Source organism: Micromonospora palythoicola (genome assembly GCF_036689795.1).
GTDB lineage: Bacteria > Actinomycetota > Actinomycetes > Mycobacteriales > Micromonosporaceae > Micromonospora > Micromonospora palythoicola.
The window spans coordinates 215,555-241,734 of the sequence record NZ_JBAGKI010000001.1; the positions used below are offsets into that span (position 1 = coordinate 215,555).

28 protein-coding genes are annotated in these 26,180 nt (G+C 70.9%); 10 read left to right on the forward strand and 18 right to left on the reverse strand.

Annotation, left to right across the window (positions count from 1 at the left end):
• Positions 1 to 3: 3 nt before the first annotated feature.
• Entirely contained in the window at positions 4 to 456 is a 453-nt protein-coding gene (locus V5O40_RS00915) for a hypothetical protein (RefSeq protein WP_332903628.1), read from the reverse strand.
• Between the two features lie 76 nt (positions 457 to 532).
• Positions 533 to 1,522 (reverse strand): 4-hydroxy-3-methylbut-2-enyl diphosphate reductase, encoded by a 990-nt coding sequence (locus tag V5O40_RS00920; RefSeq protein ID WP_332903629.1) that lies wholly within the window; start codon positions 1,520 to 1,522, stop codon positions 533 to 535.
• Between the two features lie 156 nt (positions 1,523 to 1,678).
• On the opposite strand from V5O40_RS00920, the gene xseA reads away from it, so the two are divergent.
• Both xseA and V5O40_RS00930 read left to right on the forward strand, forming a co-directional pair.
• Positions 1,679 to 2,899 (forward strand): exodeoxyribonuclease VII large subunit, encoded by a 1,221-nt coding sequence (xseA, locus tag V5O40_RS00925; protein WP_332903661.1) that lies wholly within the window; start codon positions 1,679 to 1,681, stop codon positions 2,897 to 2,899.
• A 169-nt stretch (positions 2,900 to 3,068) separates the two neighbouring features.
• The gene (locus V5O40_RS00930) at positions 3,069 to 3,290 is read left to right on the forward strand and encodes an exodeoxyribonuclease VII small subunit (protein WP_332903630.1); all 222 of its coding nucleotides are present in this window, start codon (positions 3,069 to 3,071) and stop codon (positions 3,288 to 3,290) included.
• A 193-nt stretch (positions 3,291 to 3,483) separates the two neighbouring features.
• Here V5O40_RS00930 and V5O40_RS00935 read toward each other — a convergent pair whose 3' ends face one another.
• The 3 genes from V5O40_RS00935 to V5O40_RS00945 all read right to left on the reverse strand — a co-directional run bounded on the left by V5O40_RS00935 (position 3,484) and on the right by V5O40_RS00945 (position 6,062).
• Positions 3,484 to 4,314: a hypothetical protein gene (locus tag V5O40_RS00935; protein WP_332903631.1), complete on the reverse strand. Its 831-nt coding sequence runs from the start codon at positions 4,312 to 4,314 to the stop codon at positions 3,484 to 3,486.
• A gap of 234 nt (positions 4,315 to 4,548) precedes the next feature.
• On the reverse strand, positions 4,549 to 5,352 hold the full coding sequence (locus tag V5O40_RS00940) for a DcrB/PsbP domain-containing protein (RefSeq protein ID WP_332903632.1): 804 nt from the start codon (positions 5,350 to 5,352) through the stop codon (positions 4,549 to 4,551).
• Between the two features lie 134 nt (positions 5,353 to 5,486).
• Positions 5,487 to 6,062: a DUF4245 domain-containing protein gene (locus V5O40_RS00945; protein ID WP_408631808.1), complete on the reverse strand. Its 576-nt coding sequence runs from the start codon at positions 6,060 to 6,062 to the stop codon at positions 5,487 to 5,489.
• A gap of 144 nt (positions 6,063 to 6,206) precedes the next feature.
• Here V5O40_RS00945 and glpX point away from each other — a divergent pair, with 144 nt between their 5' ends.
• Both glpX and V5O40_RS00955 read left to right on the forward strand, forming a co-directional pair.
• A complete protein-coding gene (glpX, locus tag V5O40_RS00950; RefSeq protein WP_164446111.1) occupies positions 6,207 to 7,238 on the forward strand; it encodes a class II fructose-bisphosphatase in 1,032 nt (343 codons plus the stop codon).
• Complete coding sequence (locus V5O40_RS00955) at positions 7,235 to 8,263, forward strand: DMT family transporter (protein ID WP_408631809.1); 1,029 nt, start codon at positions 7,235 to 7,237, stop codon at positions 8,261 to 8,263. The genes glpX and V5O40_RS00955 overlap by 4 nt, the downstream gene beginning before the upstream one ends.
• Here the strand turns inward: V5O40_RS00955 and V5O40_RS00960 are convergent.
• From V5O40_RS00960 to V5O40_RS00980, 5 genes are all read right to left on the reverse strand, one after another.
• Entirely contained in the window at positions 8,193 to 8,846 is a 654-nt protein-coding gene (locus tag V5O40_RS00960; protein WP_269739822.1) for a rhomboid family intramembrane serine protease, read from the reverse strand. The genes V5O40_RS00955 and V5O40_RS00960 overlap by 71 nt on opposite strands.
• A gap of 109 nt (positions 8,847 to 8,955) precedes the next feature.
• The gene (locus tag V5O40_RS00965) at positions 8,956 to 9,630 is read right to left on the reverse strand and encodes an aggregation-promoting factor C-terminal-like domain-containing protein (RefSeq protein ID WP_332903633.1); all 675 of its coding nucleotides are present in this window, start codon (positions 9,628 to 9,630) and stop codon (positions 8,956 to 8,958) included.
• 289 nt (positions 9,631 to 9,919) lie between these two features.
• Positions 9,920 to 11,335, reverse strand: coding sequence for a PhoH family protein (locus V5O40_RS00970; protein ID WP_332903634.1), 1,416 nt, complete (start codon positions 11,333 to 11,335; stop codon positions 9,920 to 9,922).
• Between the two features lie 382 nt (positions 11,336 to 11,717).
• Entirely contained in the window at positions 11,718 to 12,146 is a 429-nt protein-coding gene (locus V5O40_RS00975) for a hypothetical protein (RefSeq protein WP_332903635.1), read from the reverse strand.
• Positions 12,147 to 12,174: 28 nt separating this feature from the next.
• Positions 12,175 to 12,519 (reverse strand): hypothetical protein, encoded by a 345-nt coding sequence (locus V5O40_RS00980; protein ID WP_269739826.1) that lies wholly within the window; start codon positions 12,517 to 12,519, stop codon positions 12,175 to 12,177.
• Positions 12,520 to 12,783: 264 nt separating this feature from the next.
• Between V5O40_RS00980 and V5O40_RS00985 the strand changes: the two genes are divergently transcribed.
• The 3 genes from V5O40_RS00985 to otsB all read left to right on the forward strand — a co-directional run bounded on the left by V5O40_RS00985 (position 12,784) and on the right by otsB (position 14,631).
• Positions 12,784 to 13,224 carry a helix-turn-helix domain-containing protein gene (locus V5O40_RS00985; protein WP_332903636.1) on the forward strand — a complete coding sequence of 147 codons (441 nt, stop codon included), beginning with the start codon at positions 12,784 to 12,786 and terminating at the stop codon, positions 13,222 to 13,224.
• Positions 13,225 to 13,383: 159 nt separating this feature from the next.
• Complete coding sequence (locus V5O40_RS00990) at positions 13,384 to 13,737, forward strand: hypothetical protein (RefSeq protein WP_164446118.1); 354 nt, start codon at positions 13,384 to 13,386, stop codon at positions 13,735 to 13,737.
• Between the two features lie 69 nt (positions 13,738 to 13,806).
• Positions 13,807 to 14,631, forward strand: coding sequence for a trehalose-phosphatase (otsB, locus tag V5O40_RS00995; RefSeq protein ID WP_332903637.1), 825 nt, complete (start codon positions 13,807 to 13,809; stop codon positions 14,629 to 14,631).
• Positions 14,632 to 14,655: 24 nt separating this feature from the next.
• Here the strand turns inward: otsB and V5O40_RS01000 are convergent, their stop codons facing one another.
• The 4 genes from V5O40_RS01000 to V5O40_RS01015 all read right to left on the reverse strand — a co-directional run bounded on the left by V5O40_RS01000 (position 14,656) and on the right by V5O40_RS01015 (position 19,695).
• Positions 14,656 to 15,426, reverse strand: coding sequence for an isoprenyl transferase (locus V5O40_RS01000; RefSeq protein WP_332903638.1), 771 nt, complete (start codon positions 15,424 to 15,426; stop codon positions 14,656 to 14,658).
• Between the two features lie 31 nt (positions 15,427 to 15,457).
• Positions 15,458 to 16,600 carry an NAD(P)/FAD-dependent oxidoreductase gene (locus V5O40_RS01005; protein WP_332903639.1) on the reverse strand — a complete coding sequence of 381 codons (1,143 nt, stop codon included), beginning with the start codon at positions 16,598 to 16,600 and terminating at the stop codon, positions 15,458 to 15,460.
• A gap of 352 nt (positions 16,601 to 16,952) precedes the next feature.
• On the reverse strand, positions 16,953 to 17,813 hold the full coding sequence (locus V5O40_RS01010) for a hypothetical protein (protein WP_332903640.1): 861 nt from the start codon (positions 17,811 to 17,813) through the stop codon (positions 16,953 to 16,955).
• Between the two features lie 31 nt (positions 17,814 to 17,844).
• Positions 17,845 to 19,695: a phosphoenolpyruvate carboxykinase (GTP) gene (locus V5O40_RS01015; protein ID WP_281580068.1), complete on the reverse strand. Its 1,851-nt coding sequence runs from the start codon at positions 19,693 to 19,695 to the stop codon at positions 17,845 to 17,847.
• A 138-nt stretch (positions 19,696 to 19,833) separates the two neighbouring features.
• Between V5O40_RS01015 and V5O40_RS01020 the strand changes: the two genes are divergently transcribed.
• The gene (locus V5O40_RS01020) at positions 19,834 to 20,640 is read left to right on the forward strand and encodes a GtrA family protein (protein ID WP_408631810.1); all 807 of its coding nucleotides are present in this window, start codon (positions 19,834 to 19,836) and stop codon (positions 20,638 to 20,640) included.
• Positions 20,641 to 20,703: 63 nt separating this feature from the next.
• A complete protein-coding gene (locus V5O40_RS01025) occupies positions 20,704 to 21,420 on the forward strand; it encodes a GtrA family protein (protein WP_269739833.1) in 717 nt (238 codons plus the stop codon).
• Between the two features lie 46 nt (positions 21,421 to 21,466).
• Here the strand turns inward: V5O40_RS01025 and V5O40_RS01030 are convergent, their stop codons facing one another.
• Both V5O40_RS01030 and V5O40_RS01035 read right to left on the reverse strand, forming a co-directional pair.
• Positions 21,467 to 22,024 (reverse strand): PH domain-containing protein, encoded by a 558-nt coding sequence (locus V5O40_RS01030; protein ID WP_332903641.1) that lies wholly within the window; start codon positions 22,022 to 22,024, stop codon positions 21,467 to 21,469.
• A 195-nt stretch (positions 22,025 to 22,219) separates the two neighbouring features.
• Positions 22,220 to 23,095 carry a biotin--[acetyl-CoA-carboxylase] ligase gene (locus V5O40_RS01035; RefSeq protein WP_332903642.1) on the reverse strand — a complete coding sequence of 292 codons (876 nt, stop codon included), beginning with the start codon at positions 23,093 to 23,095 and terminating at the stop codon, positions 22,220 to 22,222.
• Positions 23,096 to 23,170: 75 nt separating this feature from the next.
• On the opposite strand from V5O40_RS01035, the gene V5O40_RS01040 reads away from it, so the two are divergent.
• On the forward strand, positions 23,171 to 24,754 hold the full coding sequence (locus V5O40_RS01040; RefSeq protein ID WP_332903643.1) for an acyl-CoA carboxylase subunit beta: 1,584 nt from the start codon (positions 23,171 to 23,173) through the stop codon (positions 24,752 to 24,754).
• A 49-nt stretch (positions 24,755 to 24,803) separates the two neighbouring features.
• Here the strand turns inward: V5O40_RS01040 and V5O40_RS01045 are convergent, their stop codons facing one another.
• Together V5O40_RS01045 and V5O40_RS01050 are read right to left on the reverse strand one after the other, a co-directional pair.
• The gene (locus tag V5O40_RS01045; RefSeq protein ID WP_332903644.1) at positions 24,804 to 25,655 is read right to left on the reverse strand and encodes a hypothetical protein; all 852 of its coding nucleotides are present in this window, start codon (positions 25,653 to 25,655) and stop codon (positions 24,804 to 24,806) included.
• Positions 25,648 to 26,148: an RNA polymerase sigma factor gene (locus tag V5O40_RS01050; protein WP_332903645.1), complete on the reverse strand. Its 501-nt coding sequence runs from the start codon at positions 26,146 to 26,148 to the stop codon at positions 25,648 to 25,650. Before V5O40_RS01050 ends, V5O40_RS01045 begins: the two co-directional genes overlap by 8 nt.
• Positions 26,149 to 26,180: the final 32 nt, after the last annotated feature.

Sequence of the window (26,180 nt, forward strand, 5' to 3'; positions counted from 1 at the left end):
AACTCAGCCGCGCCGGGCGGAGGCCACGACGAACGGGGTGCCCTGCTGACAGGTGGACATCATGGTCGGGTCGGGGCGCCCGGTCACCGTCACCGACGCACCCGCGCTGAGCACGTCGCGCGGACCGCCGAGCAGCAGGTAACCGTCGAGCAGCAGGCAGCCGGGCTCGACGCCGGACTCGATCCGGCCGGTCAACGTGATCTCAGCGGTCGCGGGTGGCTTCGTCGGGGCGCTCGGCCGGACCGTCGGTCGGGTGGTGGGCGCCGTCGGGTCCACGGGGTCGGAGGGTGAGGGCGCGGGCGCGGACCCGGTCGGGTCCGGGGTGGGCAGTTCGGTCACCGGTGACGCTCCCGTCGGGGTCGGGGTGGTGGTGCCGTCACCCGTCTCCTGGCCGGCACAGGCGGCGAGCGCCGTGCAGACGATCAACGCGGTGGCGGCGATCCGAATGGTCCTCATACCAAGCTCTGACGCACCGGGCCGGTGAACAGTTCCACCGGGCCGGCGTGGCGTGTTCACGAACCTGTCCGGCGGCTCAGTCGCGGGCCGCGGCGGCGGCCTTCATGTCCCGCTTGAGTTCCTGCGGCAGTGAGAAGGTGAGCCGCTCGTTCGCGGTCACCACCTCCTCGACGTCGGTGAAGCCACGCTCGGCGAGGTGTGCCAGCACCTCCTGCACCAACTCCTCCGGCACGCTGGCACCCGAGGTCAGGCCCACCGTCCGCGCGTCGGCCAGCCAGGCGTCCTCGATCTCGTGGGCGAAGTCGACCAGGTGGCCGCCCCGGGCACCGCCGTCCAGGGCCACCTCGACCAGGCGTACCGAGTTCGACGAGTTGCGCGAGCCCACCACGATCACCACGTCGCACTCCGGCGCGATCTCCTTGATCACGTGCTGCCGGTTGCTGGTGGCGTAGCAGATGTCGTCGCTGGGCGGCGACTGGAGCATCGGCAGCCGCTTCTTCAGCCGGGCGACGGTCTCCATCGTCTCGTCCACCGACAGCGTGGTCTGCGACAGCCAGACCACCTTGTTCGGGTCCCGTACGGTGATCCGGTCGGCGTCCTCCGGGCCGTCCACCAGCTGGATGTGCTCCGGCGCCTCGCCGGAGGTGCCGATGACCTCCTCGTGCCCCTCGTGACCGATGAGCAGGATGTCGTAGTCCTCGGCGGCGAACCGCTTCGCCTCGTGGTGCACCTTCGTGACCAGCGGGCAGGTGGCGTCGATCGCCTTCAGCGACCGCTGCCTGGCCTGCTCGTAGACCTCGGGTGCCACGCCGTGCGCGGAGAAGATCACCGTGGCGCCCTCGGGCACCTCCTCGTTCTCCTCCACGAAGATCGCGCCCTGGGCTTCCAGCGTCCGCACCACGTGCTTGTTGTGCACGATCTGCTTGCGGACGTAGATGGGGGCTCCGTAGAGCTTGAGCGCCTCCTCGACGGTCTGCACCGCCCGGTCCACGCCCGCGCAGTAGCCACGGGGCTTGGCCAGGAGCACGCGCTTGCCGGTCCGGGAAGTCGCCTCAGCCTCAGTCACCCCCTCATCGTACGTGCCACGACCGGACCGGGCAGCGGCCGAGCCGGCCCCCACCGCCCGTTGATCATGAAGTTGTCGCCCTCGACACGCCGGCCGAGCACAACAACTTCATGATCGACGCCGGTCCGGAGCGGGTCGTAGGGTGGGCGGGTGAGTGTGGGTGCGGGGGCTGGTGGGAAGAGCAGCTCGGACGAGCCGTGGCCGGTTCGCGTGGTCAGTCAGAAGATCGGTGCCTGGGTGGCCCGGCTCGGCTGGGTGTGGGTCGACGGGCAGGTGGCGCAGATCAGCCGACGGCCCGGTGCCAGCACCGTGTTCCTGACGCTGCGCGATCCCTCCGCCGACCTGAGTCTCACGGTCACCACCAATCGCGACGTGCTCGACTCCGGCGCGCCGGAGCTGCGCGAGGGCGCCCGCGTGGTGCTGCACGCCAAGCCCGAGTTCTACGCCGCCCGGGGCACGCTCAGCCTGCGCGCCGACGAGATCCGTCAGGTCGGCCTCGGTGAACTGCTCGCCCGGCTGGAGAAACTGAAGAAGCTGCTGGCCGCCGAGGGATTGTTCGACCGGGCGCGCAAGCGCCGCCCGCCGTTCCTGCCGCAGCGGATCGGGCTCATCACCGGTCGGGCCAGTGCCGCCGAGCGGGACGTGCTGACGAACGCCCGCCGACGCTGGCCAGCGGTGGAGTTCCGCACGGTGAACGTGGCGGTGCAGGGCCCGACCGCCGTTCCGCAGATCGTGGACGCGCTCAAGGTGCTGGACGCGGACCCGAGCATCGACGTGATCATCCTGGCCCGCGGCGGGGGTGGCATCGAGGATCTGCTGCCCTTCTCCGACGAGGCACTGTGCCGTGCCGTTTTCGCCTGTCGCACGCCGGTGGTCAGCGCCATCGGCCACGAGACGGACGCGCCGCTTGTCGACTACGTCGCCGACGTCCGGGCGTCGACCCCCACCGACGCGGCCAAACGGGTGGTGCCTGATCTCGCCGAGGAGGTACGCCTGATCAAGCAGGCCCGGCACCGGCTGCACCGGGCCGTGCACAACCTCGTCGATCGGGAGGCCCACCGCATCGACGCGCTACGCTCCCGACCGGTGCTGGCCCGGCCACAGGTGATGATCGAGCAACGGGCCGCCGATCTGGTCGCACTGCGCCAGCGCGCCGGCCGCTGCCTGGACCACCGGCTCGCCGCCGCCGCCGACGACCTGCGGCACACCGTGGCCCGGCTGCGCGCTCTCTCCCCGGCCGCCACCCTCGACCGCGGGTACGCCATCGTGCAACGCGCCGACGGCCACGTCGTACGCGCGGCCACCGAGGTGGCCGCCGGCGACCCGCTGCGGGTACGCCTGGCCGACGGCGAACTGTCCGCCACGGTCGACACCTGACCAGCTAGGTTCGCTGCCCGGAACGCCGGCCCCGCCCCGGGCCGCCGGGTGCGTGAGCCACCATCCCGAGCCCCGGCGTGACCGCTACCGGCGGCCTGACCGCAATCGGGCGCGGACGACGGCGGTGCGGTCGCCGGTGGTGTCGGGCGGTTGTGCTGAGATGGGTGCGATGACTGACGAGAAGACAGCCGGGCCGGACGAGCGGCTCAGCTACGAACAGGCCCGCGCCGAACTCGCGTCGGTGGTGGAGCGGCTCGAGGCCGGCGGCACGTCGCTCGAGGAGTCGCTGGCGCTCTGGGAACGCGGCGAGGCGCTGACGGTGATCTGCCAGCGTTGGCTCGATGGCGCGCGCGCCCGCATCGACGCCGCCCGGCCCGACCCGGCTGCCTGACCGGCCCCGCGAACACACCGCCTCCGGCGCGGCCGACCGACAGCCCGGGTGATCCGGCAGGCCGACCGCGACAGCTGACCGGCGGGCCGACCGATTCCGGCAGGCGGCGCGGCGGGAGCCGACCGGCTCCCGCCGCGATCCTTGGTCCGACCCGGGCGAGGCGGCCGTCCGGCCACGTCGCCGCGCTTCGGGCTCAGTCGAACAGGTTGTACAGCTCCGGCGGCGCCTCGACGACCTGGTCGGCCGGCGGCTTGGTCGCCTCGGTCGCGTTGCCGTAGTCGGAGTAGGTGACCCGGATCTCCTGCCCGGCGGGCCGGCCACCCTCGGGCAGTCGGATGACCATCTCGGTGAGCCGTCCCTGGGCGTCGGTGGTCGCGGTGAACGGCACCGACTTCGCCTCCGCGCCGAGCGCGGTGACCACGCTCGGGTCGAGGGAACCGGCGTCGGCGGCCTTCGACAGGTCGAGGGTGCCGGCATACGCCCCGTCGCCGGTACGGCGGACATCGGTGACGGCCTGGGTCAGCGCCTCACTGCCGGCGGGGTCGACGTTGTCGAAGTCGAAGCCCAGGCTGCGGTTGCCCTGAATCCGGCTCTGGTCGAGGTGGTGGTACTTGCCCAGGTTGAGTCGGTCCGCCCCGGGCACACCGCTGGCCGCCTGGCCCTGCAGGTCCAGCTTCACCCAGCTGTCCGGCTTGGCGTGGATGACGTCAAGACTGATGGCCAGGTCGTCGGTCGACTCGCCGAGGCGTACCCGCATCTCGGCGGTCTGGCTCGGCTGGTGCACCTGTCCCTGCGCGGTCGAGCCGGCGCCGGACATGGTGAACCTGAAGTTGCCGTTGCTGATCTCCCGGGTCGAGTCCAGCAGCGCCTGCTTCGCCTCGGTGTCAGCCTCGGGAGCGGCGCCGGTGGCGGTGGCGGACGGTGTGGCGCTCGGCCCGGCCTCGCCGGTGGTGGTACAGGCGGCGACGCCGGGCGTGAGGAGGGCGACGGCCACCAGGCCGGCGCTCAGTCGTCGAACGGTCATCGGTGTCTCCCAGCAGGGTCATCCGGCGCCTTCTCGCGCCGGAGGCTCCCCTATCTGTTCCCTGCCGGCCGCTCCCGCAATCACCCGAAACCGACCACAACTCCCGGACCGCTGCCGATCCGCCCGGCCTTCCGGCGCGCGGCGTAGGCAAGCGCGACCCACCCCGACGGTCAACGATCCGCCGAAAGCGAACGGGGGTGGGCTGAGCCCACCCCCGTAGCGTCGTCGCTCGGCCTACTTGAACATCTCGTAGGTCTGCTCGCTCGCCTCGATGACCTGGTCCGCCGGCGGCTTCTGCACCGCGGTCGCGGCACCGTAGTCGGCGTAGTTGACCTTGATGTCCTGGGCCTTGGTCTCGCCCGCCGCAGGCAGGGACAGGACCAGCTCGGTGAGCCGGCCCTCGGCGTCCAGCTTCGCGGTGAACGGGATCGCCTTGGCCTTGTCGCCGAGCGCCTTGAGCATGTCCTCGTCGGCGGCCACCGAGTCCTTCACCGAGGTGAGGTCGAAGGTGCCGCTGTAGGTGCCCTCGCCGGTCTCCTGCACCTCGGCGAGGCCCTCGAACATGCCGGCGGCGTCGGCCGGGTCGGTGCCCTCCTTGAAGATGTCGAGGTTCTTCGCGTCCTTGGCCTTGGCGGCGTCGAGGTGCTGGTACTTGTCCTTGATCGCCTCCATCCCCGGGACGCCGGCGAACAGGTCACCGAGGTCGACCTTCACCCAGGTGTCCGGCTGGATCTGGATGAGGTCGAAGTCCATGGTGAAGTCTTCGTCACCCACGGTCATCGTCATCTGAGCGCTGTTGCTGGGCTTGTGGAACGTGCCCTTGCCGGTCATCGAGTCGGCCGCGATGGTGAACGTGAAGTTCCCCTCGGCCAGCCCCTTGGTGGAGGCGACCAGCGCCGCCTTCGGGTCGGCCGGAATGCCGGAATCGGCCGAGGCGCCCGCGGAGGGCGAGTCGTCGCTGGCGTTGTTGCAGGCGGCGAGGCCGGGAACGAGCAGCGTGGCGGCGATGAGGCCCACGCTCCACCGTCGAATGTTCACAGATCGTCTCTCTTCAAGCAGGAAAGCCCGACCGACCACAGCTGGCCAGGCATCGAACCCGGGGAGCGTAGCGGATCGGACCGACACGCAGGGGGCACCCGATCTGCCGGCCCACCCCGTACCGGCCGCCGCGTTCAGTCCACGGCGGTGGCGAGCGTGCGCAGCTCGTTGTCCCGGGCGTCGCCGACGACGATCACCGTGCGCTGCGGTTGCAGCAGCACCAACGCCTGCTCGTTGCCCCGGGCCGTGTACCGCTGCCAGGTGCCCGACCCGAGATCGGCCTGCCCCTGCGGGCGGCCCTCGTCGGTCAGCTCGGCCGGCAGCAGCCGGTCCGGCGGCACGTTGCTCTGCACCAGCTGCAGGCCCCGCCCCTCCGGGGTGACATATCCCACCCGCAGGGTGGCGCCGTCCTCGGCCGTGCGGTAGGCCGCACGCACCGTGCGCCAGCCGTCGCCCAGCTCGGTCGGCTCGCTCACCGGGAACGCGCCGGCCGATCTCGCCTGTTCGAAGGCGGGCGCCGGATCGACCGTGTTCGGCTGGTCCCCACCGAGAAAGCCCCGGTAGAAGGCGAGTAGCAGGGCGATCGGGATCAACAGCACGAGCAGCGAGATGGCCATGTCCCGCGGCGACCGCTCGGACTTCGCGGCGGCTGCGGGTGGTGGCACGGGCTCGTCGTCGGGCGTGCGGTCAGCAGGCTGTGCAGGTTCCACCCCGCCATTCTCGCAGCCGCCCGACCGGCGGTATCCGTCCCATCACCGCCCCGGCCCGGCTGCGCATCCGCCATCGTGTGAGGATCAGCGACGAAGCCGGCAGCGCCGGCCCGCCCCGCACCGCCGCGAGGAGGAGCCGTTTTCATGACCACCATCAGGACGCGAATTCCCCAGAACCTCGACCGCAACCTGGCCCTCGATCTGGTCAGGGTCACCGAGGCCGCGGCGATGGCCGCCGGCCGCTGGGTCGGCCGGGGCGACAAGGAGGGCGGCGACGGCGCCGCCGTCGACGCGATGCGCAAGCTGATCAACTCGATCCCGATGAAGGGCGTCGTGGTGATCGGCGAGGGCGAGAAGGACAACGCCCCGATGCTGTTCAACGGCGAGGAGGTCGGCGACGGCGACGGCCCCGAGGTGGACGTCGCGGTGGACCCGATCGACGGCACCACCCTGATGAGCAAGGGCATGCCGAACGCCCTCGCGGTGCTGGCCGTGGCCGAACGCGGGGCGATGTTCGATCCCAGCGCGGTCTTCTACATGGAGAAGCTCGCCGTCGGCCCGGCCTACGCGGACGTGGTGGACATCGAGGCCGGCACGGTCGAAAATCTTCGCCGCATCGCGAAGACCAAGGGTACGAGCGTCTCCGAGGTCACGGTCTGTGTGCTCGACCGCTCGCGGCACGACGGCCTGGTCGACGAGATCCGCCGCGCCGGGGCCGGCATCCGCTTCATCTCCGACGGCGACATCGCCGGCGCGATCGCCGCCGCACGGGGCGAGTCGGACGTCGACGTGCTGATGGGCATCGGCGGCACCCCGGAGGGGATCACCGCCGCCTGCGCCCTGAAGTGCATGGGCGGCATGATGCAGGCCAAGCTCTGGCCGCGCGACGACGCCGAGCGCGAGAAGGCGGTCGCGGCCGGCCACGACCTGGACCGGGTGCTCACCACCGACGACCTCGTCACCGGCGACAACTGCTTCTTCGTGGCCACCGGCATCACCTCCGGGGACCTGCTGCGCGGCGTGCGGTACCGGGCCGGCGGGGCGTACACCCAGTCGATCGTGATGCGCTCGAAGAGCGGCACGATCCGGGTGATCGACTCGTACCACCGCTTGGAGAAGCTGGCGCTCTACTCGGCGGTGGACTTCGACGGCCGGCCGCTGGACGAACAGGCTTGAGCGCCCCCACGGCGACCCGGCCGACGGTGTCGGCGGGTCGCCGGTTCGGCGCGGTGGCGCTGGCGGCCCTGGCCGGGGTCGCGGTGGCGACGCAGTCGCGGATCAACGGCGAGTTGGGCGTACGCCTCGGCGACGGGGTCGCCGCCGCGGTCGTCTCGTTCGGTTCGGGCCTGCTGCTGCTGTTGGTGCTGGTACCAGCCACCCGCGCCGGGCGACGCGGGCTGACGACGCTGCGTACCGCCCTCGACCGGGGAGCGCTTCGGCCCTGGCAGTGCCTGGGTGGTGCCTGCGGCGCGTTCCTGGTGTTCTCCCAGGGTGCCACCGTCGGCACCCTGGGAGTCGCGGTGTTCACCGTGGCCGTGGTGGCTGGCCAGTCCGCGAGCAGCCTGCTGGTCGACCGGGCGGGGATCGGCCCGAGTGGCCGGCAGCCGGTGACCGGTGCCCGGCTGGCCGGTGCGGCGCTGACCGTGGTCGCGGTGCTGCTGGCGGTCAGCGACCGGTTCCGCGAGCCGTCCACCCTCGGTCTGGCCCTGTTGCCGCTGCTGGCCGGGGTGGCGGTGGCCTGGCAGCAGGCGGTGAACGGGTGGGTCCGGGTGGTCACCGAGAGCACGCTGACCGCCACGCTGGTCAACTTCACCGCCGGTACGGCGGTGCTGCTTGTCGCGTTCCTCGTCAGCCTCGCGCTGCGGGGCCTGCCTCCCGGCGGGCTCCCCACCGATCTCTGGCTCTACCTCGGCGGGCCGATCGGCGTCGCGTTCATCGCGGTGGCAGCCGCGGTGGTCCGCCTCACCGGCGTGTTGCTGCTCGGCCTGGCCACCGTGGCCGGCCAGGTGGTCGGCGCCGTGCTGCTGGACGTGCTGATGCCCTCCGCCGCCTCGCACCCCGACCCGACCACGCTGCTCGGTGCCGTCCTGACCCTGGTGGCCGTGGCGGTCGCCGCGCTCGGCGGACGCTTCAGGGCATGGTCATCGGAGACTCGGAGCGGTACGGCCCGTCGAGGTCGGACCGACGACGGCGGAAGATGATCGCGGCCACGATGCCGCCGAGCAGCCCGAACAGGTGCCCCTGCCAGGAGATCCGTTCGTCGGTGGGCAGGACGCCGACCAGTTGGCCGCCGTAGAGGAGCCCGACCAGCAGGAACACGGCGAAGTTCCACCAGCTCCGCTCGAAGATGCCCCGGGTGAGCAGGATGCCGAGGTATCCGAAGATCACCCCGCTGGCACCGACCACGATCGTGTTGGACGAGCCGGTGAACCACACGCCGAGCCCGCTGACCAGGACGATCACCAGGGTGGACCAGAGAAAGCGTCGGGCACCCGCGGCCAGCACGAAGGTGCCGAGAAGAATCAGCGGGATGCTGTTGCTGTAGAGGTGGTCGAAGCCGTGATGCAGGAACGGCGAGAAGAAGATGCCGTCCAGTCCGTCGATCCGCTGCGGGATGATCCCGGCGGCGGAGTCGAATCCGGCGCCCAGCCAGACGTCGAGGCCCTCGATCAGGAAGAGCACCGGAACCACCGCGCACATGGCGACGAACGCCCGGCCGATGGACGCGTAGAAGGCCAGGGTGCCGAACCGGTGGGGATCGCCACTTCCGGGAAGCAGGGTCACCCGTCAACAGCTATCAGCAAACGGCGACGGCCGCCACTTTTCCCGGCACGAGGCACGAGTGCCACGGCGGCGGGGTGCGGTCACCCGCGCCCCGCCGCCGTGGTTCAGCTCAGTAGTAACCCTTGGCCTGGGAGTGGTTCCACGCCGCGCAGGGCGTGCTGTAACGGCCCTTGATGTAGCCGAGCCCCCACTTGATCTGGGTGACCGGGTTGGTCTCCCAGTCGGAGCCGACCGAGGACATCTTGTTCCCCGGGTACGCCTGCGGGATGCCGTACGCCCCGGAGGAGGGATTACGGGCCTTGTGGTTCCAGCCGCTCTCCTTGTTCCAGAGCCGGTCCAGGCAGGGGAACTGGTCGATCTTGAAGCCCGCATCGATCATGAGCGCGCAGCCGACCTTCCGGTTACCGCTGTACTCCTCGCAGGACTCGGGGATCGGGCCGTCGTACGGCTTCGCGGCCCGGGCCGCAGCCTCCCTGGCGGCCTTCTCCTCGGCCTTCTTGCGTGCCGCCTCCTCGGCCTTGCGGGCCTTCTCGGCGGCGGCCTTGGCCTGCTTCCGCACTTCGGTGGCCTGCTGCCGGGCGGTACGGACCTGGCGGGAGACCGTCTCCTGCTGCCGGTACTCGACGTCGACCTCGACGTCGCTGACGCTGCCAGCCACCTGGGCGCCGGGGCCGGAGCGCTGGGACTGGCGGTCCTCACTGAGGTAGAAACCACCGGCCACGCCCACCGAGAGCAGCGCGACGGCTGCGGTGCGGGCGGCGAACCGGCTCCACGGCCGACTCACGAAGTGATCCCTTCGTCGGGGTCAGGGTCGCGGTGCGCCGAGACCAGACTGAGGCCGTAGCGCACCACGGGCGCCCGCGGCCGGCGGATACCGGCCACCGTGGACGCACCGCGTCGCGTGGTCGGTGTCGTCCGCTCCGGATGGGAGTGACGAATGATCACCAACGATGCGTCGGGTGCGTGGGCGCCCGTGGGACACAATCGCGCACAGTGAGGCTGATGGGAAACCGCGGACCTCAATTGTGACGTGGGTCACGCCAAATTTCGGTGCAATACCCCTAAAAAGGTGGTCAGGTCGGGATGTCCTCCAGCAGGTCCGTCACCATCGCGGCGATCGGAGACCGCTCCGAACGGCTGAGCGTCACGTGCGCGAACAGCTGATGACCCTTCAATGCCTCGATCACCGCCGTGACGCCGTCGTGCCGTCCGACCCGGAGATTGTCCCGCTGGGCGACGTCGTGGGTCAGTACCACCCGCGAGCCCTGGCCGATCCGGGAGAGCACGGTCAGCAGCACGCCGCGTTCGAGTGACTGCGCCTCGTCGACGATGACGAAGGCGTCGTGCAGGCTGCGGCCCCGGATGTGGGTCAGCGGCAGCACCTCGAGCAGACCGCGTGAGGTGACCTCCTCCAACACGTTCTCGTGCACCACCGCGCCGAGGGTGTCGAAGACCGCCTGCGCCCAGGGCGACATCTTCTCCGACTCCGAGCCGGGCAGGTAGCCCAACTCCTGCCCACCGACGGCGTACAGCGGGCGGAAGACGATCACCTTCTTGTGCCGGCGACGTTCCATCACCGCCTCCAGCCCCGCGCACAGCGCCAGGGCGGACTTGCCGGTGCCGGCCCGTCCGCCGAGCGAGACGATGCCGATCGACTCGTCGAGCAGCAGATCGAGCGCGACCCGCTGCTCGGCCGAGCGCCCGTGCACACCGAACGCCTCCCGGTCGCCACGGACCAGCCGCACGGTCTTGTCCGGCAGCACCCGGCCGAGCGCCGAGCCCCGGGACGAGTGCAGCACCAGACCGGTGTGGCAGGGCAGACCGGCCGCCGCGTCCACGTCGATGACCTCTCCGGCGTAGAGCCTGGTGATGTCCTCCTCGGCCAGCTCCAGCTCGGCCATCCCCGTCCAGGTCGGGTCGCTGGCCTGGCCGTGCCGGTACTCGTCCGCGCGCAGCCCGACGGAGGCGGCCTTGACCCGCAACGGCATGTCCTTGCTGACCAGCGTCACCTCCCGCCCTTCGGCGGCGAGGTTCAGCGCCACGGAGAGGATCCGTGCGTCGTTGGACTCGTTGCGGAAGCCCGGCGGCAGCACCCCGTCGTCGGTGTGGTTCAGCTCCACCCGCAGCGTGCCGCCGACGTCGTTGGCGGGCACCGGCCGGTCGAGCCGACCGTGGCGTACCCGCAGCTCGTCCAGCATGCGTAGCGACTGTCTGGCGAACCAGCCCAGCTCCGCGTGATGCCGCTTGCCCTCCAGCTCGGAGATCACCACCAGCGGGAGCACCACCTCGTGCTCGGCGAAGCGGTGGAACGCCGCTGGATCGCTGAGCAGGACCGAGGTGTCCAGCACGAAGGACTGGCCCGCTGGTCGAGGCTCCCTGGGGTCGGCCGAACCGGCGGCCGCCGTGCGGCGGCTCCGGGTGCTGCGGCGGGTCGTGGTAGTCGCGGCCGGGCCCTGGTCGGCACCGGCGGTCGTACGGCGAGTCGTCACAGGCCTGCTCCGGCGGATGGGCACCCGGCCACCCGCGGTCCGCCTCCTCCGGATGCCCGGCTGACACGGGGTCGGATGCGGGCCCCGTGTGCGAGGTCGCAGGCCGGGCGGGCCGGCTGGCTCGGGACAACCCCGCGCCATGCCTAGACGCTAGCTCCCCGCACCCGTCCCGGCTAGTGGTCGCTCATGAACGGCCGCGGGCGGGCGCGGCTGAGTTCCGCGACCCGCGCGGAGCCCACGCGATGAACCGGCCGGGATGCATGCCCCCTGCGCGCATCCCGGCCGGTGGGACCACCGCCACCGGTCTGACGTGGCCCCGGCGGCGCCACCCGGAAGGGCGTACGCGCCGCGCCTGTGGACGGGCCGGAGCCCGTCGACCGGTTCAGCCGGTCCGTCGGACGAGGGTGCCGGTCGGGTGCCGCCCGGTGACCGAGGCGGCCGGCTCCCCGAAGGACGACCCGGTGTACGTGGTGCCCGGGCGGACTGTCGGGCCCTTCTCGATCTCCCCCGGCGACCCCTCGGCACGCAGCGCCGGTGTCGGCGCACCCGTTCCGCGTGGCTGAAGCGGATTCACCGTGGCCGAGACCCGCGCCGGGGGCGACGAGGGTGTGGCGACGGAGAGGGCGGAGGCGATGGCCGCCTGAGCCTCCCGACGACGCCGGTTCCATGCCCCGCGGTCCCCGTCGAAGTAGCCCTGCCGGTAGCCGAAGCGGTAACCGATCCGGTAACTGAGCTGCCCGTGCAGCCGCCCGGCGGCGTAGCTCGTCGCGGCGAGCACGAGCACCAGGAAGATCGCCAGGAACGGGCTCATCCGGCGGCCCCGGTGCGCCGCGCGGCCCTCATCGTTCCTCCGGTTCGACAGTGGTGGGGTCGGCGACCAGGAGTCGGTCGAGGTCGTCGGTGCCGATTTCCTCCACCAGTTCCACACTGATCCGACAGCCGTCCATGACCACCTCGGCCATCGAGGAGCGGCGGATCTCACCGCCGGCGTCGTACACCCGGACACTCAGTTCGGGGCAGCCGAGATGGGTCCGCCAGGCGTTCCACTCGGCCCGGTCACCGACACTGAGCGACAGGTAGCGGCAGCCCCGGGCGAGGTAGAGGCGCCACGGCGCACTGAGCCCCGCGGCGACCCCTTCGGCCACCAGACCGAACGCCTGGGCACGGGTTGCGAGTTCGGTCACCGCGTCCCCCTCGCACCGGGCGCGTGACGCAGGTGAGCACTGATCGTCTCATGCACGTGACACACCGTAGGTTGTCCCATGAACGTGACAGTATCAGCTTTTCGTTCGTTTGCCTCCGCACCTACGTACATCTATCCTGCCCAGGTGACACCCCTCAGAAAGAGTGCCGGACCCCCATCCGGCCCCACCTCAACGACGTCACGCAAGCGTGACAGACGCGTGGCAGGCGCCGTCACCCAGGCTCAACGGTCGTACGGTCACGAGGTGACCGAGACGGCCAACGCCAGGAAGATCGCCTTCGCCACCTTCGTCCGGCGCGCGCTCGACGAGGCCCGCGCGACCCGGGCGTGGAGCGGCACCGAGGTCTCCCGGCGCACCGGCGTCTCGCGCCAGACCATCAACCGGTGGGTACGCGGCGACTGGGCCAGCGACCCGGAGGCCGAGCGGGTGGTGGCGTTCTGCGAGGGTCTCGGGCTCGACCCCGTCGTGGCCTTCGCGGCGTTGGGCTGGGACCGGACGACCTCCCGCCGAACCGCACCGTCACCACCACCGATGGATCCCGACGTCGAGGCACTGCTGCGCCGACTGGTCGATCCCGGTGTCTCGGATGCGGAGAAGTTCCACATCCGAGAAACCATTCGTTACCTCGCATATCGCCCGACGTTGCCGCTCGATGTCCGAAACCGAGGAGACGCAGCCAGCTAGTTCTCAGATGGCGAAAGAACGGCAGGTCAGCCTCATTCGTTTCGCTACGGGGCGGGATCGGGCGCGCTAGCGTCCGTATTCGTACTGCTTGGGCTCGTCGTCGGCGGGGGGACGGGACAAGGCCGAACCCAGCCCTGCGGGACAGAAAGGGGTCTCTCCATGACCCTGAAATGGTTGGCTGTCGTGGTCGCGACGGTCTCGGTGACGCTGTGCATCACCGGCAACGCGGTGACCCTGACCCTGAACGGCGGGCAGCTTCCGCTGCTCGTCAACCTCTTCGCGCTCGCCACCGCCGGCACCGCGATCGTCCTGGCCGTGGTCGCCGAGCTGCACGACCGGCTCAACGACCGGCTCACCGCGCTCACCGAGTTCCTGGTCGAGCGGCTGCGGGAGATCGAGGCGCACACCGGCGACCGGAACTCCGGTTTCGTGGAGGGCTACCTGCTCAGCCACGGCCAGGAGGCGGCGGTGGTGCCGTTCGGACGCCGGGGACGTGGAGCCGCCGAACGCTGAATCACACCTGCCGCCCACACCGGATTCACGTCAGGAATGACCGGTCGAACCCGGGGTACGCTTTCGCGCGTGCCGCCGTTGAATCTGGGCAACCAGCAGCCGAAGACCCCGCTGAACGCCGACCAGGCCTGGCGGGCAACCGCCGACCGGGCGGCCGAGACCGTCCTCTTCTTCGACTTCGACGGCACCCTCGCGCCGGTCGACGACGATCCGACGCAGGTGCAGCCCGCACCGAAGGTGCTGGCCGCCATCGAGACCCTCGCGCCGGTCGTGCGGCGCATCGCGATCGTCTCGGCCCGACCGGTGGAGTTCCTGCGCGAACACTTCGGCGGGCTCACCGGGGTCGACCTGTACGGCCTCTACGGCCTGGAACACAGCCACTCCGGCGGCGACACGGTCACCGAACCGGCCGCACTGCCGTGGGTGCCCACGATGGCTGAACTCGCCGAACTCGGCCGCGCCGAACTGCCGCCGGGCACCCTTGTGGAGTACAAGCGGCTGTCCGTGGCCCTGCACTGGCGAACCGCGCCGCAACTCGCCGCCACCGTCGAGCAGTGGGGCCGGGATCAGGCGGAGCGCCTCGGCCTGCGGGTGCAGATCGGACGGATGGTCCTGGAGATCAAGCCACCGGTCGACCGGGACAAGGGCATGGTGATCGCCGAGCTGGTGCAGGGCGTACGCGCGGCCTGGTATTTCGGCGACGACGTCTCCGACATCAAGGCCTTCGCCGCGCTGCGCGCCCGCGCCGCCGCCGACCCCGACTTCCTCGGCGTCTGCGTCGCCGTCGCCAACCCGGAGACCGGCGACGAGGTGGCCGAAGCCGCAGACCTCACCATCGACTCCCCGGCCGCCCTGGGTGACTTTCTCACCGAGGCGACCCACCGGCTCGCCTGAGCCGGACGGTGCCGCTGCGGCGTCTCAGACTCCGTAGCGGCGCTGGCGGGTGGCGTACGAACGCAGCGCGCGGAGAAAGTCGACGCGACGGAAGTCGGGCCAGTTCAGCTCGCAGAAGTAGAACTCCGAGTGCGCCGACTGCCAGAGCATGAAGCCGGAGAGGCGCTGCTCACCGCTGGTCCGGATGATCAGATCCGGATCCGGCAGACCCCGGGTGTACAGGTGCTCGGAGATGTCGTCGACGTCGAGCGAGCCGGCCAGATCCTCCAGCGTGCCGCCGTTCGCCGCGTGTTCCAGCAGCAACGAGCGCACCGCGTCGGCGATCTCCCGCCGCCCGCCGTACCCGACGGCGATGTTGACCTGAGCGCTGCCGACGCGTTCCCGGGTCCGCTCCTCGGCAGCCTTGAGCGCCGTCGCGAGGCGCGTCGGCAGCACGTCGAGCGCACCGACCATCCGCAGCCGCCAGGGGTTGCCCTCCTCGGCCAGCTCGGTGGTGAGGTCCTCGATGATCTGCAGCAGCGGATCCAGCTCGGCCGACGGGCGGGACAGGTTGTCGGTGGAGAGCAGCCACAGGGTCACGTGTCCCACGCCTGCGGCGTCACACCAACGCAGCAGCTCCTTTATCCGCTCGGCACCCATCCGGTGCCCGTCGTTCGGATCGACGAAGCCCATCTCCCGGGCCCATCTGCGGTTGCCGTCACACATCACACCCACGTGGCGGGGCACCGGCCGACCCGCGAGCTTGGCCGTGAGCCGCCGCTCGTAGACGGAGTAGAGAAGTTTCCGCAGACTCATCACTAAGCAGGGTAGCGAGCCGCCGTACGGATCAGTGTGCCGGTGGCCGATGCCGCACCGACAGGCCGAGGGCGATCAGACCGAGCGTCCGGCCGTCCAGCAGCCCGTCGCCCAGCCCCAGCTCGGTCACCCTGCCGAAGACCCGCGCGTCCCGACCGGCCGCCCGCACCGCCGCGTCCACCACCCGGCGTCGCCGGGCCAGCCAGGCCGCCGCCGAGCTGTGCCGCAGATGGGTGCCGAGCCGGTGCCGCAGGACGGCCGCGTACCGCCGCGCGGCCTGCTCGGGAGCCCCGACGGCGGCGTGTCCGGCCAGCGCGCCGGAGCGTAACGCGTAGAAGATCCCCTCGCCGGTCAGCGGGTTGATCAGCGAGAACGCGTCGCCGGCGAGAAGCACCCGGCCCCGCCCCGGCGCCGGGCGGAACGTGGACAGCGGCAGATGATGGGCGCGCAGCGAGCCGACCGCCGCCGGGTCGGTGCCCGGCAGCAGCGCGGCGAGCCGGTCGAGCAGGTGCGCGCGGGTCAGCGACTCGCCCCGCAGCACCTCCCCGTACCCGACGTTCGCCCGGCCGTCACCGATCGGGAACGACCAGGCGTACGCCGGCCAGCGGGCGGCCGAGGTGACGATGAGCTGCGCGGGCGGACCGGGCGGCGCGGGCGCGTACCCCCGGATGGCCAGCGCCAGGTGACGGTCCGGATTCGTCGGCTCGCCGAGCGCCCGGCGCACGACGGACCCGGCGCCGTCGGCACCCACCACGACCCCGGCGGAGATCTCCCCGTCCAACACGACCCGGTCGGCGCGCACCTCGACCCGGCGCACCGCCCGCCGGCTCAGCGGCACGCCGCCCCGGACCGCCGCCGCCACCAGCCGGGCGTCGAACACCTGCCGCGGCACGGTGTACGCGGGCCGGGGCAACGCCCGCGCCACGGCACCGCCGTCCGGCGCCACCAGCCGCAGGGCCGGCACCGGCGCGAAGCCGGCCACCGCGTCGGGCACACCCAGTTCGGCGAGTACGTCGAGCGCGTGCGCGGCGATCCCGTCTCCGCAGGCCTTGTCCCGGGGAAACTCGGCCCGGTCCAACAGCAGGACCTCGGCGCCCGCCCGGCGGGCCGCCAGCGCGGCAGCCGCCCCCGCCGGCCCCGCCCCGACCACCACCACGTCGAACTCGTCGCGCACAGTCCCTCCCCGCCGCTCAGCATCCCGCCGCTTCTCCGCCCCGCTGCCCCGCTGCGTCCCTGTCCCGCTGTCCCCCTGCCCCGCTGATCCGCCTCGACTCCGCGGCACTCTCCGCTCTGCCGCCTTTGCTCTGCTTCAACCCGCGCACTGCGATCGTCCCGGATCCAGCGCGCCCGTTGAAGCAGAGCAAGGGGGTCCGGCACCGAATTGTCGACCAGCCCCACGTCAAGATCCGGACAAACTCGCCGCCAGGGGAACAGGGAGCAGCAACATCAGCGATGTTGTCCCCTCACGGGCCTCCGAGACTGCAAGGTCGGGGAAGTTGCTGTCTCAAGGCGTCCGGGGGGTCAGGTCAGGGCGGGGTGGGGGTCAGGGCGGGGTGGGTGGCGCGGTGGATGCCGTAGACGGTGAGGGCGGCGGCGACGACCAGCGGCGCGCCGTCGCGGATCAGGCCGTCGACGCCGAGCAGCCACCAGCACAGCGGAAGGTCGACGGCGAGCACGGCGACCGTGACGACGACCAAGAGGGTGCCCGCCCAGCGTCGACCACGCAGCAGGAACGCCGTGCAGAACAGCACCAGATAGCTGGTCGCGACACCGGCTCCCAGCCAGAGCAGCACGGCGGGCACGGCGAGCAGTTGGCCGTCCAGGATCGCGGCGGTGGCGACCAGGGCCGGCACCAGCATCAGCGGGCTGTAGGTGAACGCCGCCACCCGGGCGGTCAGCAGCCAGGCGCTCGCCTCCGGCCGGCGCGGTGGCGTTTCCCGCCAGGAGATGCCGGTGCGGTCGATCACCAGTCGGGGCCGGTGCCGCACCAGGTGCTCGGCGAGCGCCGGCGACCGGTACAGCAGCCAGACCACTGTGGCGCAGAGCGTGGTGAGCAGAGCGAAGCCGAGCAGGCCGGGCAGCGGTGGCACGCCCTGGCGGGGCACGATCAGCCGGCCGACCGCGAAGACCGTGGTGACGGCGAGGATCAGGCCGAACGGGCGGGCCACCGTCCGGCCGCGCCGCACGTGCCCGATGAGCAGCAGGAAGCCGAACGAGCGCAGCATCGCCCAGCCGGTGCGTACGGCGAGCCCGAAGCCCTGCTCCGGCGCGTACCACCAGTTGAGCACCTCGACCACGACGGTGGCCGCGGCCGTCACGGCCAGCAGTGCGGTCAGGGCCCGGACGGCGGACGGCCGCCGGACCTGGGTCTCGGCGGCCGTCCTCATGGGATCCGATGATGCCCGGATCCGGCGTCGATCACACCCCTCGCTGCGGTTGCTCCGCGTCGAGTCGAGCCCGCAGTGCGTCCAGCTCGGCCCAGAGGACACCGGGCAGCTTGTCGCCGAACTTCTCGAACCACTCGGTGACCAGCGGCAGCTCGTCGCGCCACTCGTCCGGGTCCACCTTCAGCGCGATCCGGACGTCCTCCGGCGTCATGTCCAGACCCTCGACGTCCAGGGAGTCCAGGGTCGGCACCATCCCGATCGGGGTCTCCACGGCGTCCGCCCGGCCCTCGATCCGCTCGACGATCCACTTGAGGACCCGCGAGTTCTCGCCGAAGCCCGGCCAGAGGAACCCGCCCTCCGGGTCCTTACGGAACCAGTTGACGTAGTAGACCTTGGGCAGCTTCGACTCGTCGCCGTCGGTGCCCTTGCCCATCTCGATCCAGTGCCGGAAGTAGTCGCCACCGTGGTAGCCGATGAACGGCAGCATCGCCATCGGGTCGCGACGGACCACACCGACCGCACCGGAGGCGGCGGCGGTGGTCTCCGAGGAGAGCGTGGCGCCCATGTAGACGCCGTGCACCCAGTCCCGGGCCTCGGTGACCAGCGGCACGGTGTCGCGACGGCGGCCACCGAACAGGATCGCGTCGATCGGTACGCCGTTGGGGTCGTAGTAGTCCTCGGCCAGGATCGGACACTGGGTGATCGGGGTGCAGAACCGGCTGTTCGCGTGCGAGGAGAGGTTCTCGCTCTCCGGCGTCCAGTCGTTGCCCTTCCAGTCGATCAGGTGGGCCGGCGGTTCACCCATGCCTTCCCACCAGATGTCACCGTCATCGGTGAGGGCGACGTTCGTGAAGATGGAGTTGCCCCGGTCCAACGTCCGCATGGCGTTGGCGTTGGTCTTCCAGTCGGTGCCCGGTGCGACGCCGAACAGGCCGTACTCCGGGTTGATCGCGTAGAGCCGGCCGTCCGGGCCGAAGCGCATCCAGGCGATGTCGTCACCGATCGTCTCGACCTTCCAACCGGGGATGGTCGGCTCCAGCATGGCCAGGTTGGTCTTGCCGCAGGCCGACGGGAACGCACCGGCGATGTGGTAGACCCGACCCTCCGGCGAGGTGATCTTCAGGATCAGCATGTGCTCGGCGAGCCAGCCCTCGTCCCGGCCCATCACACTCGCGATACGCAGCGAGTAGCACTTCTTGCCGAGCAGCGAGTTGCCGCCGTACCCGGAGCCGAAGGACCAGATCTCGCGGGTCTCCGGGAAGTGGGAGATGTACTTGGTGTCGTTGCACGGCCAGGCCACGTCCTGCTGACCGGGGGCCAGCGGTGCGCCGATCGAGTGCAGGGCGTGCACGAAGTCGGCGTCGTCGCCCATGGCCTGCAGGACGGCGGCGCCCATCCGGGTCATGATCCGCATCGAGGCAACCACGTACGGGCTGTCGGTGATCTCGACGCCGAACATCGGGTTCTCGGCCTCGACCGGACCCATGCAGAACGGGATGACGTACATCGTCCGGCCGCGCATCGAGCCGCGGTAGAGCTCGGTCATGGTCCGCTTCATCTCGGCCGGCGCCATCCAGTTGTTGGTGGGTCCGGCGTCCGCTTCGTCCACGGAACAGATGAAGGTGCGCTCCTCGACCCGGGCGACGTCCGTCGGGTCGGTGCGCGCGTAGAAGGAGTTGGGCTTCTTGTCGGGGTTCAGCCGGATGAGCGTGCCGGCTTCGACCAGCTCATCGGTGAGGCGACGCCATTCCTGGTCGGACCCGTCCACCCAGACGACCTGGTCAGGGGTGGTCAGTTCAGCGACCTCACGGACCCAGGCGAGGAGTTTCGGGTGGGACGTAGGGGCCTGATCGATACCCCGAACGGTGGCCGGAGCAACCATGACACATCTCCTTGTGGTCGACGCTGACCGGTCTATGGAGTGCACGAGTCTCGGCGCCGCGATGCGCGTCGCCTTCGTGGAAACCTGGGATTGGCCTCAGCGTAAACCGAGGGACCTCTCCAGTCAGTGGGACTGGTTGTGAAGAACTGCACAAGGTGCGGTCACGCTGCGGCATCACGAGCCTTTACCCGCTTTCACGCGCAGTTTCACGCAAATCCTTCGGTGGACCTCCTGCTGGCGGCACCCACACCGGCGCTTTCCGACCGGGAGCGCCGAAGCGGCGAACAACACCCGATCGCACGGATCCGGTTACGCTCCGTTCGTGTCCGTCCGTGCCGCGGCACCGGTGCACCCCGGTGCCGGTTGCTACCCGCTCCCGGGGTCGCCAACCGGTACGCTCGCACGGTGGCCGCCACGATGACCGGGGAGCCAGGCTCCCGGCAGACCCGCCCGGGTCTGGTTCACTCCCTGATCGACCGTTTCGGTCACCTCGTCCGGGAGATGAGCAAGTTCGCGACCGTCGGCGGGATCGCCTTCCTCATCGACTTCGCACTGTTCAACTACATGATCGGCCCGCAGGGCGTGGAGCAGATCACCGCCAAGACGATCGCGACGGTCATCGCCGCGACCTTCGCCTTCCTGGGCAACCGGTTCTGGACCTGGCGGCACCGTAAGCGCTCCCACCCGGCCCGGGAGTACGCGCTGTTCTTCTTCTTCAACGCGGTGGGCCTGGGCATCGCGGTGGCCTGCCTCGCGATCAGCCACTACGGGCTCGGCAGCATCTGGCCGTCCGTCTTCCAGACCCGGCTGGCCGACAACGTCGCCAGCTTCGTCGTGGGCACCGGGTTCGGCACGCTGTTCCGATTCTGGTCGTACCGACGGTTCGTCTTCGTCGAAGCGGGAACGCCACCCGTCGCGGAAGCGAACCAGGACCGCCGGGCGTGACCTGCCGCCCACTCGTTCGGTCGGAGCCAGCCGACCCCGACCCACTGCCCTAAGGTGTTGCGCATGCCTCTCGTCCGTCTGCTGCCTGAGCGCTGGCAGAAGTTCATCCACGAGGCACTCAAATTCGGCCTGGTCGGTGGCATCAACACGGTCATCAATTACGCCGTGTTCAATGCACTCGCACTCACTGTCTTCGTCGACGGTCAACTGAAGGCGACCGTCGTCGCCACCATCGTGGCCACCATCACGTCGTATCTGATGAATCGGCACTGGACGTACCGTGATCGTCCGAAATCTGCGATGCAGCGGGAATACGCCCTGTTCTTCCTTTTCAACGGAGCTGGGCTGCTGATCGAACTCGGCGTGCTCGCCGCCGCCAAGTACGGACTGGGCGTGACCGGGCTGCTGGCGCTGAACATCGCGAAGACCGGCGGCGTGGTGCTCGCGACGCTGTTCCGCTTCTGGTCGTACCGGACGTTCGTCTTCCAGCCCGCCGCGCCGGCCGAGGCGACGCAGCGGTGGCACGGCCTGCCCCGCGACGAGTGGGACACCATGGCCGGAATGGACCCGGTGGCCGAGCTCGCCGAGTCCGTGACGGAGCTGGAGGAGGAGCAGCCGCCCGCCGCCCGGCCCGGCGTGACCCCCCGGCCACTCCAGCCGAGGTCCGCGTCGCTGCCCGACGAGGCCCGGCTGACGGCGGAGTTGGACGCCGAACTGGAGGCCGAGTTGGCCGCCCAGTTGCAGCCCGCCCCGGCCCCCCGTCGCCCTCGCCGTCGCTGACCGGTCGCTGCGGCCTGGCGGTCGCGCCGGATCCGGGTCGACTGGGCTACGCCCCGGCGGCCGTGTCGCGCTCGCCGAGAATCTCCCGCAGTTCGCCGTCACCGAGCGAGTGCCGGTCGTCGAACGCCTCCACGAGTTCGTACAGCTTCGTCTGGACCCGGTCGACCCTCGGCACATCGTGCAGCACGGACTGTCCGCGCTCACCGGCCGACTCGATGGTCAGGGTCCCGTAACCCAGCAACCGGCCGGCGAACTGCTGACTCATCGAGTGGTCGTTGACCCGGCTGAGCGGAATGTCCCGGCGATCACGGGAGAAGACGCCGTGCTGAAGCACGACCCGTTCGCTGGTGAAGAGGTAGTGGGTGCTGCGCCAGGAGACGTACGGCCACACCGCCAGCACCAGCACGGCCAGCAGGGCCAGCCCGCCGATCACCGCGAGCGCCACGGCACCGCCCCCGCCCGAGGGCAGGAACAGCACGCCGACCACCACCGCCGCGACGGCGAGCACCAGCACCGCCACCGGCCGGATCAGCGCCTTCCAGTGCGGATGCAGGTGCAGCACGACCTGCTCATCCTCACTCAGCACGTCCTCGGGAAACGCCACGAAACCCTCCTCGCCGAAACCGACGCCCAGACCGTAACCCCCACCCCCACCGCCCCACATCCGCCACGCGGCTCGTTACGCCGCGCCCACTCTGGTTCCCGCGATCTTGCACTTGTCGTCGCCGCAATGTCCCTTTTTCGCCTCTTTGTCCCGACAGAAACTGCAAGATCGCGGGCGGCACGGGTGGGGAGGGGCTCAGCGGAGGTGGTGGAGGTCGGCGGCGGCCAGGGGGCGCGTGCCGGTGGGGGTGGTGAGGAGGAGTTGGCCGTCGGGGTCGACTCCGGTGGCGGTGCCGGTCAGGGTGGTGCCGTCGGGGAGCAGTGCCCGGACCTCGCGGCCGATCGTGCCGCACGCCGCCAGGTACGCCTCGCGCAGACCGCTGGCCGCCGCGTCGCCGCCGGCCGCGCGCCACCGGGCGTACCAGTCGGCGACCGAGCGGAGCAGGGCCCGCAGCAGCGGATCCCGGTCGGTGGCCGACGCGCCGGCCAGTTGCAGCGAGGTGGCCGGCAGACCGGTCGGATGCTCCGGCAGCTCGTCGGCGCGCAGCGTCACGTTCAGCCCGATACCGACAACGACCGCCGGCGGGTCACTCAGCCCCGGCCCGGGCACCCCCTCGGCGAGAATCCCGGCGCACTTGGCACCCCCGATGAGCAGGTCGTTCGGCCACTTCAGGGTGGCGTCCAACTCGGCCAGCAGCGTCACCGACTCGACCAGCGCCACACCGGCCAGCAGCGGCAGCCACCCGTACCCCGAAGGTGGTGCCGGCGACCAGCCGCGGGCCGGCACGGCCTCGCCGGGCCGCAGCAGCACGCTGGTGGCGATGCCGGCGCGCGGCGGCGACTGCCAGACCCGCCCGCGCCTGCCCCGGCCGGCGGTCTGCCGCTCGGCCACCACGACCAGGCCCTCCGGCTCCCCCGCCCGGGCCGCCTCGGCGACGTCGGCGTTGGTGGACCCGGTCTCCGTCCGCAGTTCCAGCCGGGACCACGGACCGTACGGCGCGATCAGCGCCCGACGCAGCCGGGCCGCCGACAGCGGCGGACGATCCAGATCGGTGTACGGAGAACCCGGCACGCCATCAGCCTACGGGTTGGCCGGTGAGGCGAAGTGCACAGCGGCGGCGACCTGAACCATCGTTATATTCCCAGGGTGACTACCGAGACCGGGACCAACATCCACAGCACCGCGGGCAAGCTGGCGGACCTGGCACGACGGGTCGACGAGGCGGTGCACGCCGGGTCGGCCCGCGCCGTGGAGAAGCAGCACGCACGCGGCAAGAAGACCGCCCGGGAGCGCATCGAGATGCTGCTCGACGAGGGGTCGTTCGTCGAGCTGGACGAGTTCGCCCGGCACCGGTCCACCAACTTCGGGCTGGACCGGACCCGCCCGTACGGCGACGGTGTGATCACCGGCTACGGCACCGTCGACGGTCGGCAGGTCTGCGTGTTCGCCCAGGACTTCACGGTCTTCGGTGGCTCCCTCGGCGAGGTTTTCGGCGAGAAGATGGTCAAGGTGATGGACCTGGCCATGAAGATCGGCTGCCCGGTCGTCGGCATCAACGACTCCGGTGGCGCCCGGATCCAGGAGGGCGTGGCCTCGCTCGGCCTCTACGGCGAGATCTTCTTCCGCAACGTCCGCGCCAGCGGTGTCATCCCACAGATCTCGCTCATCATGGGCCCGTGCGCCGGTGGCGCGGTCTACTCCCCCGCGGTCACCGACTTCACCGTGATGGTCGACCAGACCTCGCACATGTTCATCACCGGTCCGGATGTCATCAAGACCGTCACCGGCGAGGACGTCGGCATGGAGGAGCTGGGCGGCGCCCGCACCCACAACAGCCGCAGCGGCAACGCGCACTACCTCGCCACCGACGAGGCCGACGCGATCGACTACGTCAAGGCGCTGCTGTCCCACCTGCCCTCGAACAACCTGGACGAGCCGCCGGTCTTCGACGCACCGGCCGACCTGGAGATCAGCGACGCGGACCGGGAACTGGACACGCTGATCCCCGACTCGGCCAACCAGCCGTACGACATGCACCGGGTCATCGAGCACGTCCTCGACGACGGGGAGTTCCTCGAGGTCCAGCCGCTCTACGCACAGAACATGGTGGTCGGCTTCGGTCGGGTCGAGGGCCGGCCCGTCGGTGTGGTGGCCAACCAGCCGATGCACTTCGCCGGCACGCTGGACATCGCGGCCAGCGAGAAGGCGGCCCGCTTCGTCCGTACCTGCGACGCCTTCAACATCCCGGTGCTCACCTTCGTCGACGTGCCCGGGTTCCTGCCCGGCACCGGACAGGAGTGGGACGGCATCATCCGCCGGGGCGCGAAGCTCATCTACGCGTACGCCGAGGCCACCGTGCCGAAGGTCACCGTCATCACCCGTAAGGCGTACGGCGGCGCGTACGACGTGATGGGCTCCAAGCACCTGGGGGCCGATCTCAACTTCGCCTGGCCCACCGCCCAGATCGCGGTGATGGGCGCGCAGGGCGCGGTGAACATCCTCTACCGGCAGGAACTGGCCGCCGCCGAGGACCCGGCCGCGGTCCGCGCCGAGCGGATCGCCGAGTACGAGGACACCCTGGCCAACCCGTACGTGGCCGCCGAGCGCGGGTACGTCGACGCGGTGATCCCGCCGCACGAGACCCGTACCCAGATCGTCCGGGCGCTGCGGGTGCTGCGTACCAAGCGGGAGACGCTGCCGCCCAAGAAGCACGGCAACATCCCGCTGTAGCTGTCCCGAGCGTGCCCCTCCCGAGCGTCGGCTCGCCGGGAGGGGTCCGTCAGCACGGTGGGTTGGCAGCGACGCAGAGCCGGTCGGCTGCCACGGTGGCCAGCCGGCGCAGCTCTCGTTCCGTACCGTCCCGGCCCAGGCCCATCACCGTGACCAGGTCGCCGACCCGCACCACGGCGGTCCTGTCGAGCTGGCCCGGCTTCCGGCTCTCGCCGGTCTCCAGATTTCGTATCTCCGTGACGCTGTGCTGGATCACCATCGACTGATCGCCGACGAAGTCGCGGGCCGTCACCTCCCACCGGTGATCGGCCTCGGCCGCGACGACCTGCTCATCCCAGAGCATGCTCCCGCTGGACCGCCAGTTCGCACACGGGGCGAGCAACGCATCGATCCGAGTGAAGATGCGGTCGACCACCTGCGGAGCGAGCCGGTAGACGGCCTGACTGAACACCTCCTCGGCGGGGAGACGTTCGGCAGGTGCCCGCAGCAGCGTCTGTGAGCGTGAGTAACGCGACGTTTCCCAGTAGGCGCTGCGACCCTGCTCCTGGTGACAGGCGAGCAACACGTGATCGATCTGCACCGGTTCACCCAGGCCGGACTGGCCGAGCGGAGGGCCGGTCTCGACGGGAAGGTCGCCCGGTTGCACCATGGCGTCCCGGGGGATCTCCGCGGACGGGACCGACGTGGTCGGCGCGGCCAGCGGCACCGCCGGTGGTGGTTCGGCGAGATCCCTCGTGACGACGACGGAGGCGGCGGCCACCATCAGCACGGCGACGGCCGATCCCACCACCGCTCGCCTGCGACGGCGGGTACCCCGCTCACGCAGTTCCGCCGGCTCGGCCCAGCGGACCTCCCGCAGGTCCTGATGCATCCGCTCAAGAAACCTCATCTCGTCAGGCACCGTGAGCCTCCTCAAGATCAGAGACGGCGAGCAGCCCGGCGAGCGCGGCGCGCCCACGGGAAAGTCGGGCCTTGACCGTGCCGACGGGAGCCGCGGTCTGCCGCGCCACCTCCGCGACCGGCAGTCCGGCGAGGTAGTACAGCGCGATCGCGACGCGTTGTTCCTCGGGGAGCTGACGCAGGGCGGCGACCACCTCGACGGTGTCGGTGGTGGGTCCTGGCACGCTGTCGACCGCGCCGTGCCGAAGGTAGGCCCGGGCCCGGCTGCGCAGGCTGCGCCAGCGGCTGACCGCGATCCGGGCCGCCACCACGCGTACCCACGCCTCCGGATCGTCGTAGCCGCCCACCGTGGACCAGCGCTGCCAGGCCCGGATGAACGCCTCCTGCACGGCATCCTGCGCCTCGGTGAGGTCGCCGGTCAGCACGTAGACGTACCCGAGCAGCCGCTGCCGGCTGCCCCGGTAGAACTCGTCGAACCCCTCGACGTCGGCCACCCGCACCTCCCCGTACCTGACAGAGCACACGC

What these genes read in the sequence shown, in the direction of transcription:
- V5O40_RS00915 (WP_332903628.1), bottom strand. Translation starts at nt 456, where the DNA reads ATGAGGACCATTCGGATCGCCGCCACCGCGTTGATCGTCTGCACGGCG.
- V5O40_RS00930 (WP_332903630.1), top strand. Translation starts at nt 3,069, where the DNA reads ATGACTGACGAGAAGACAGCCGGGCCGGACGAGCGGCTCAGCTACGAA.
- V5O40_RS00935 (WP_332903631.1), bottom strand. Translation starts at nt 4,314, where the DNA reads ATGACCGTTCGACGACTGAGCGCCGGCCTGGTGGCCGTCGCCCTCCTC.
- glpX (WP_164446111.1), top strand. Translation starts at nt 6,207, where the DNA reads ATGACCACCATCAGGACGCGAATTCCCCAGAACCTCGACCGCAACCTG.
- V5O40_RS00975 (WP_332903635.1), bottom strand. Translation starts at nt 12,146, where the DNA reads ATGAGCCCGTTCCTGGCGATCTTCCTGGTGCTCGTGCTCGCCGCGACG.
- V5O40_RS00990 (WP_164446118.1), top strand. Translation starts at nt 13,384, where the DNA reads ATGACCCTGAAATGGTTGGCTGTCGTGGTCGCGACGGTCTCGGTGACG.
- V5O40_RS01000 (WP_332903638.1), bottom strand. Translation starts at nt 15,426, where the DNA reads ATGAGTCTGCGGAAACTTCTCTACTCCGTCTACGAGCGGCGGCTCACG.
- V5O40_RS01010 (WP_332903640.1), bottom strand. Translation starts at nt 17,813, where the DNA reads ATGAGGACGGCCGCCGAGACCCAGGTCCGGCGGCCGTCCGCCGTCCGG.
- V5O40_RS01015 (WP_281580068.1), bottom strand. Translation starts at nt 19,695, where the DNA reads ATGGTTGCTCCGGCCACCGTTCGGGGTATCGATCAGGCCCCTACGTCC.
- V5O40_RS01025 (WP_269739833.1), top strand. Translation starts at nt 20,704, where the DNA reads ATGCCTCTCGTCCGTCTGCTGCCTGAGCGCTGGCAGAAGTTCATCCAC.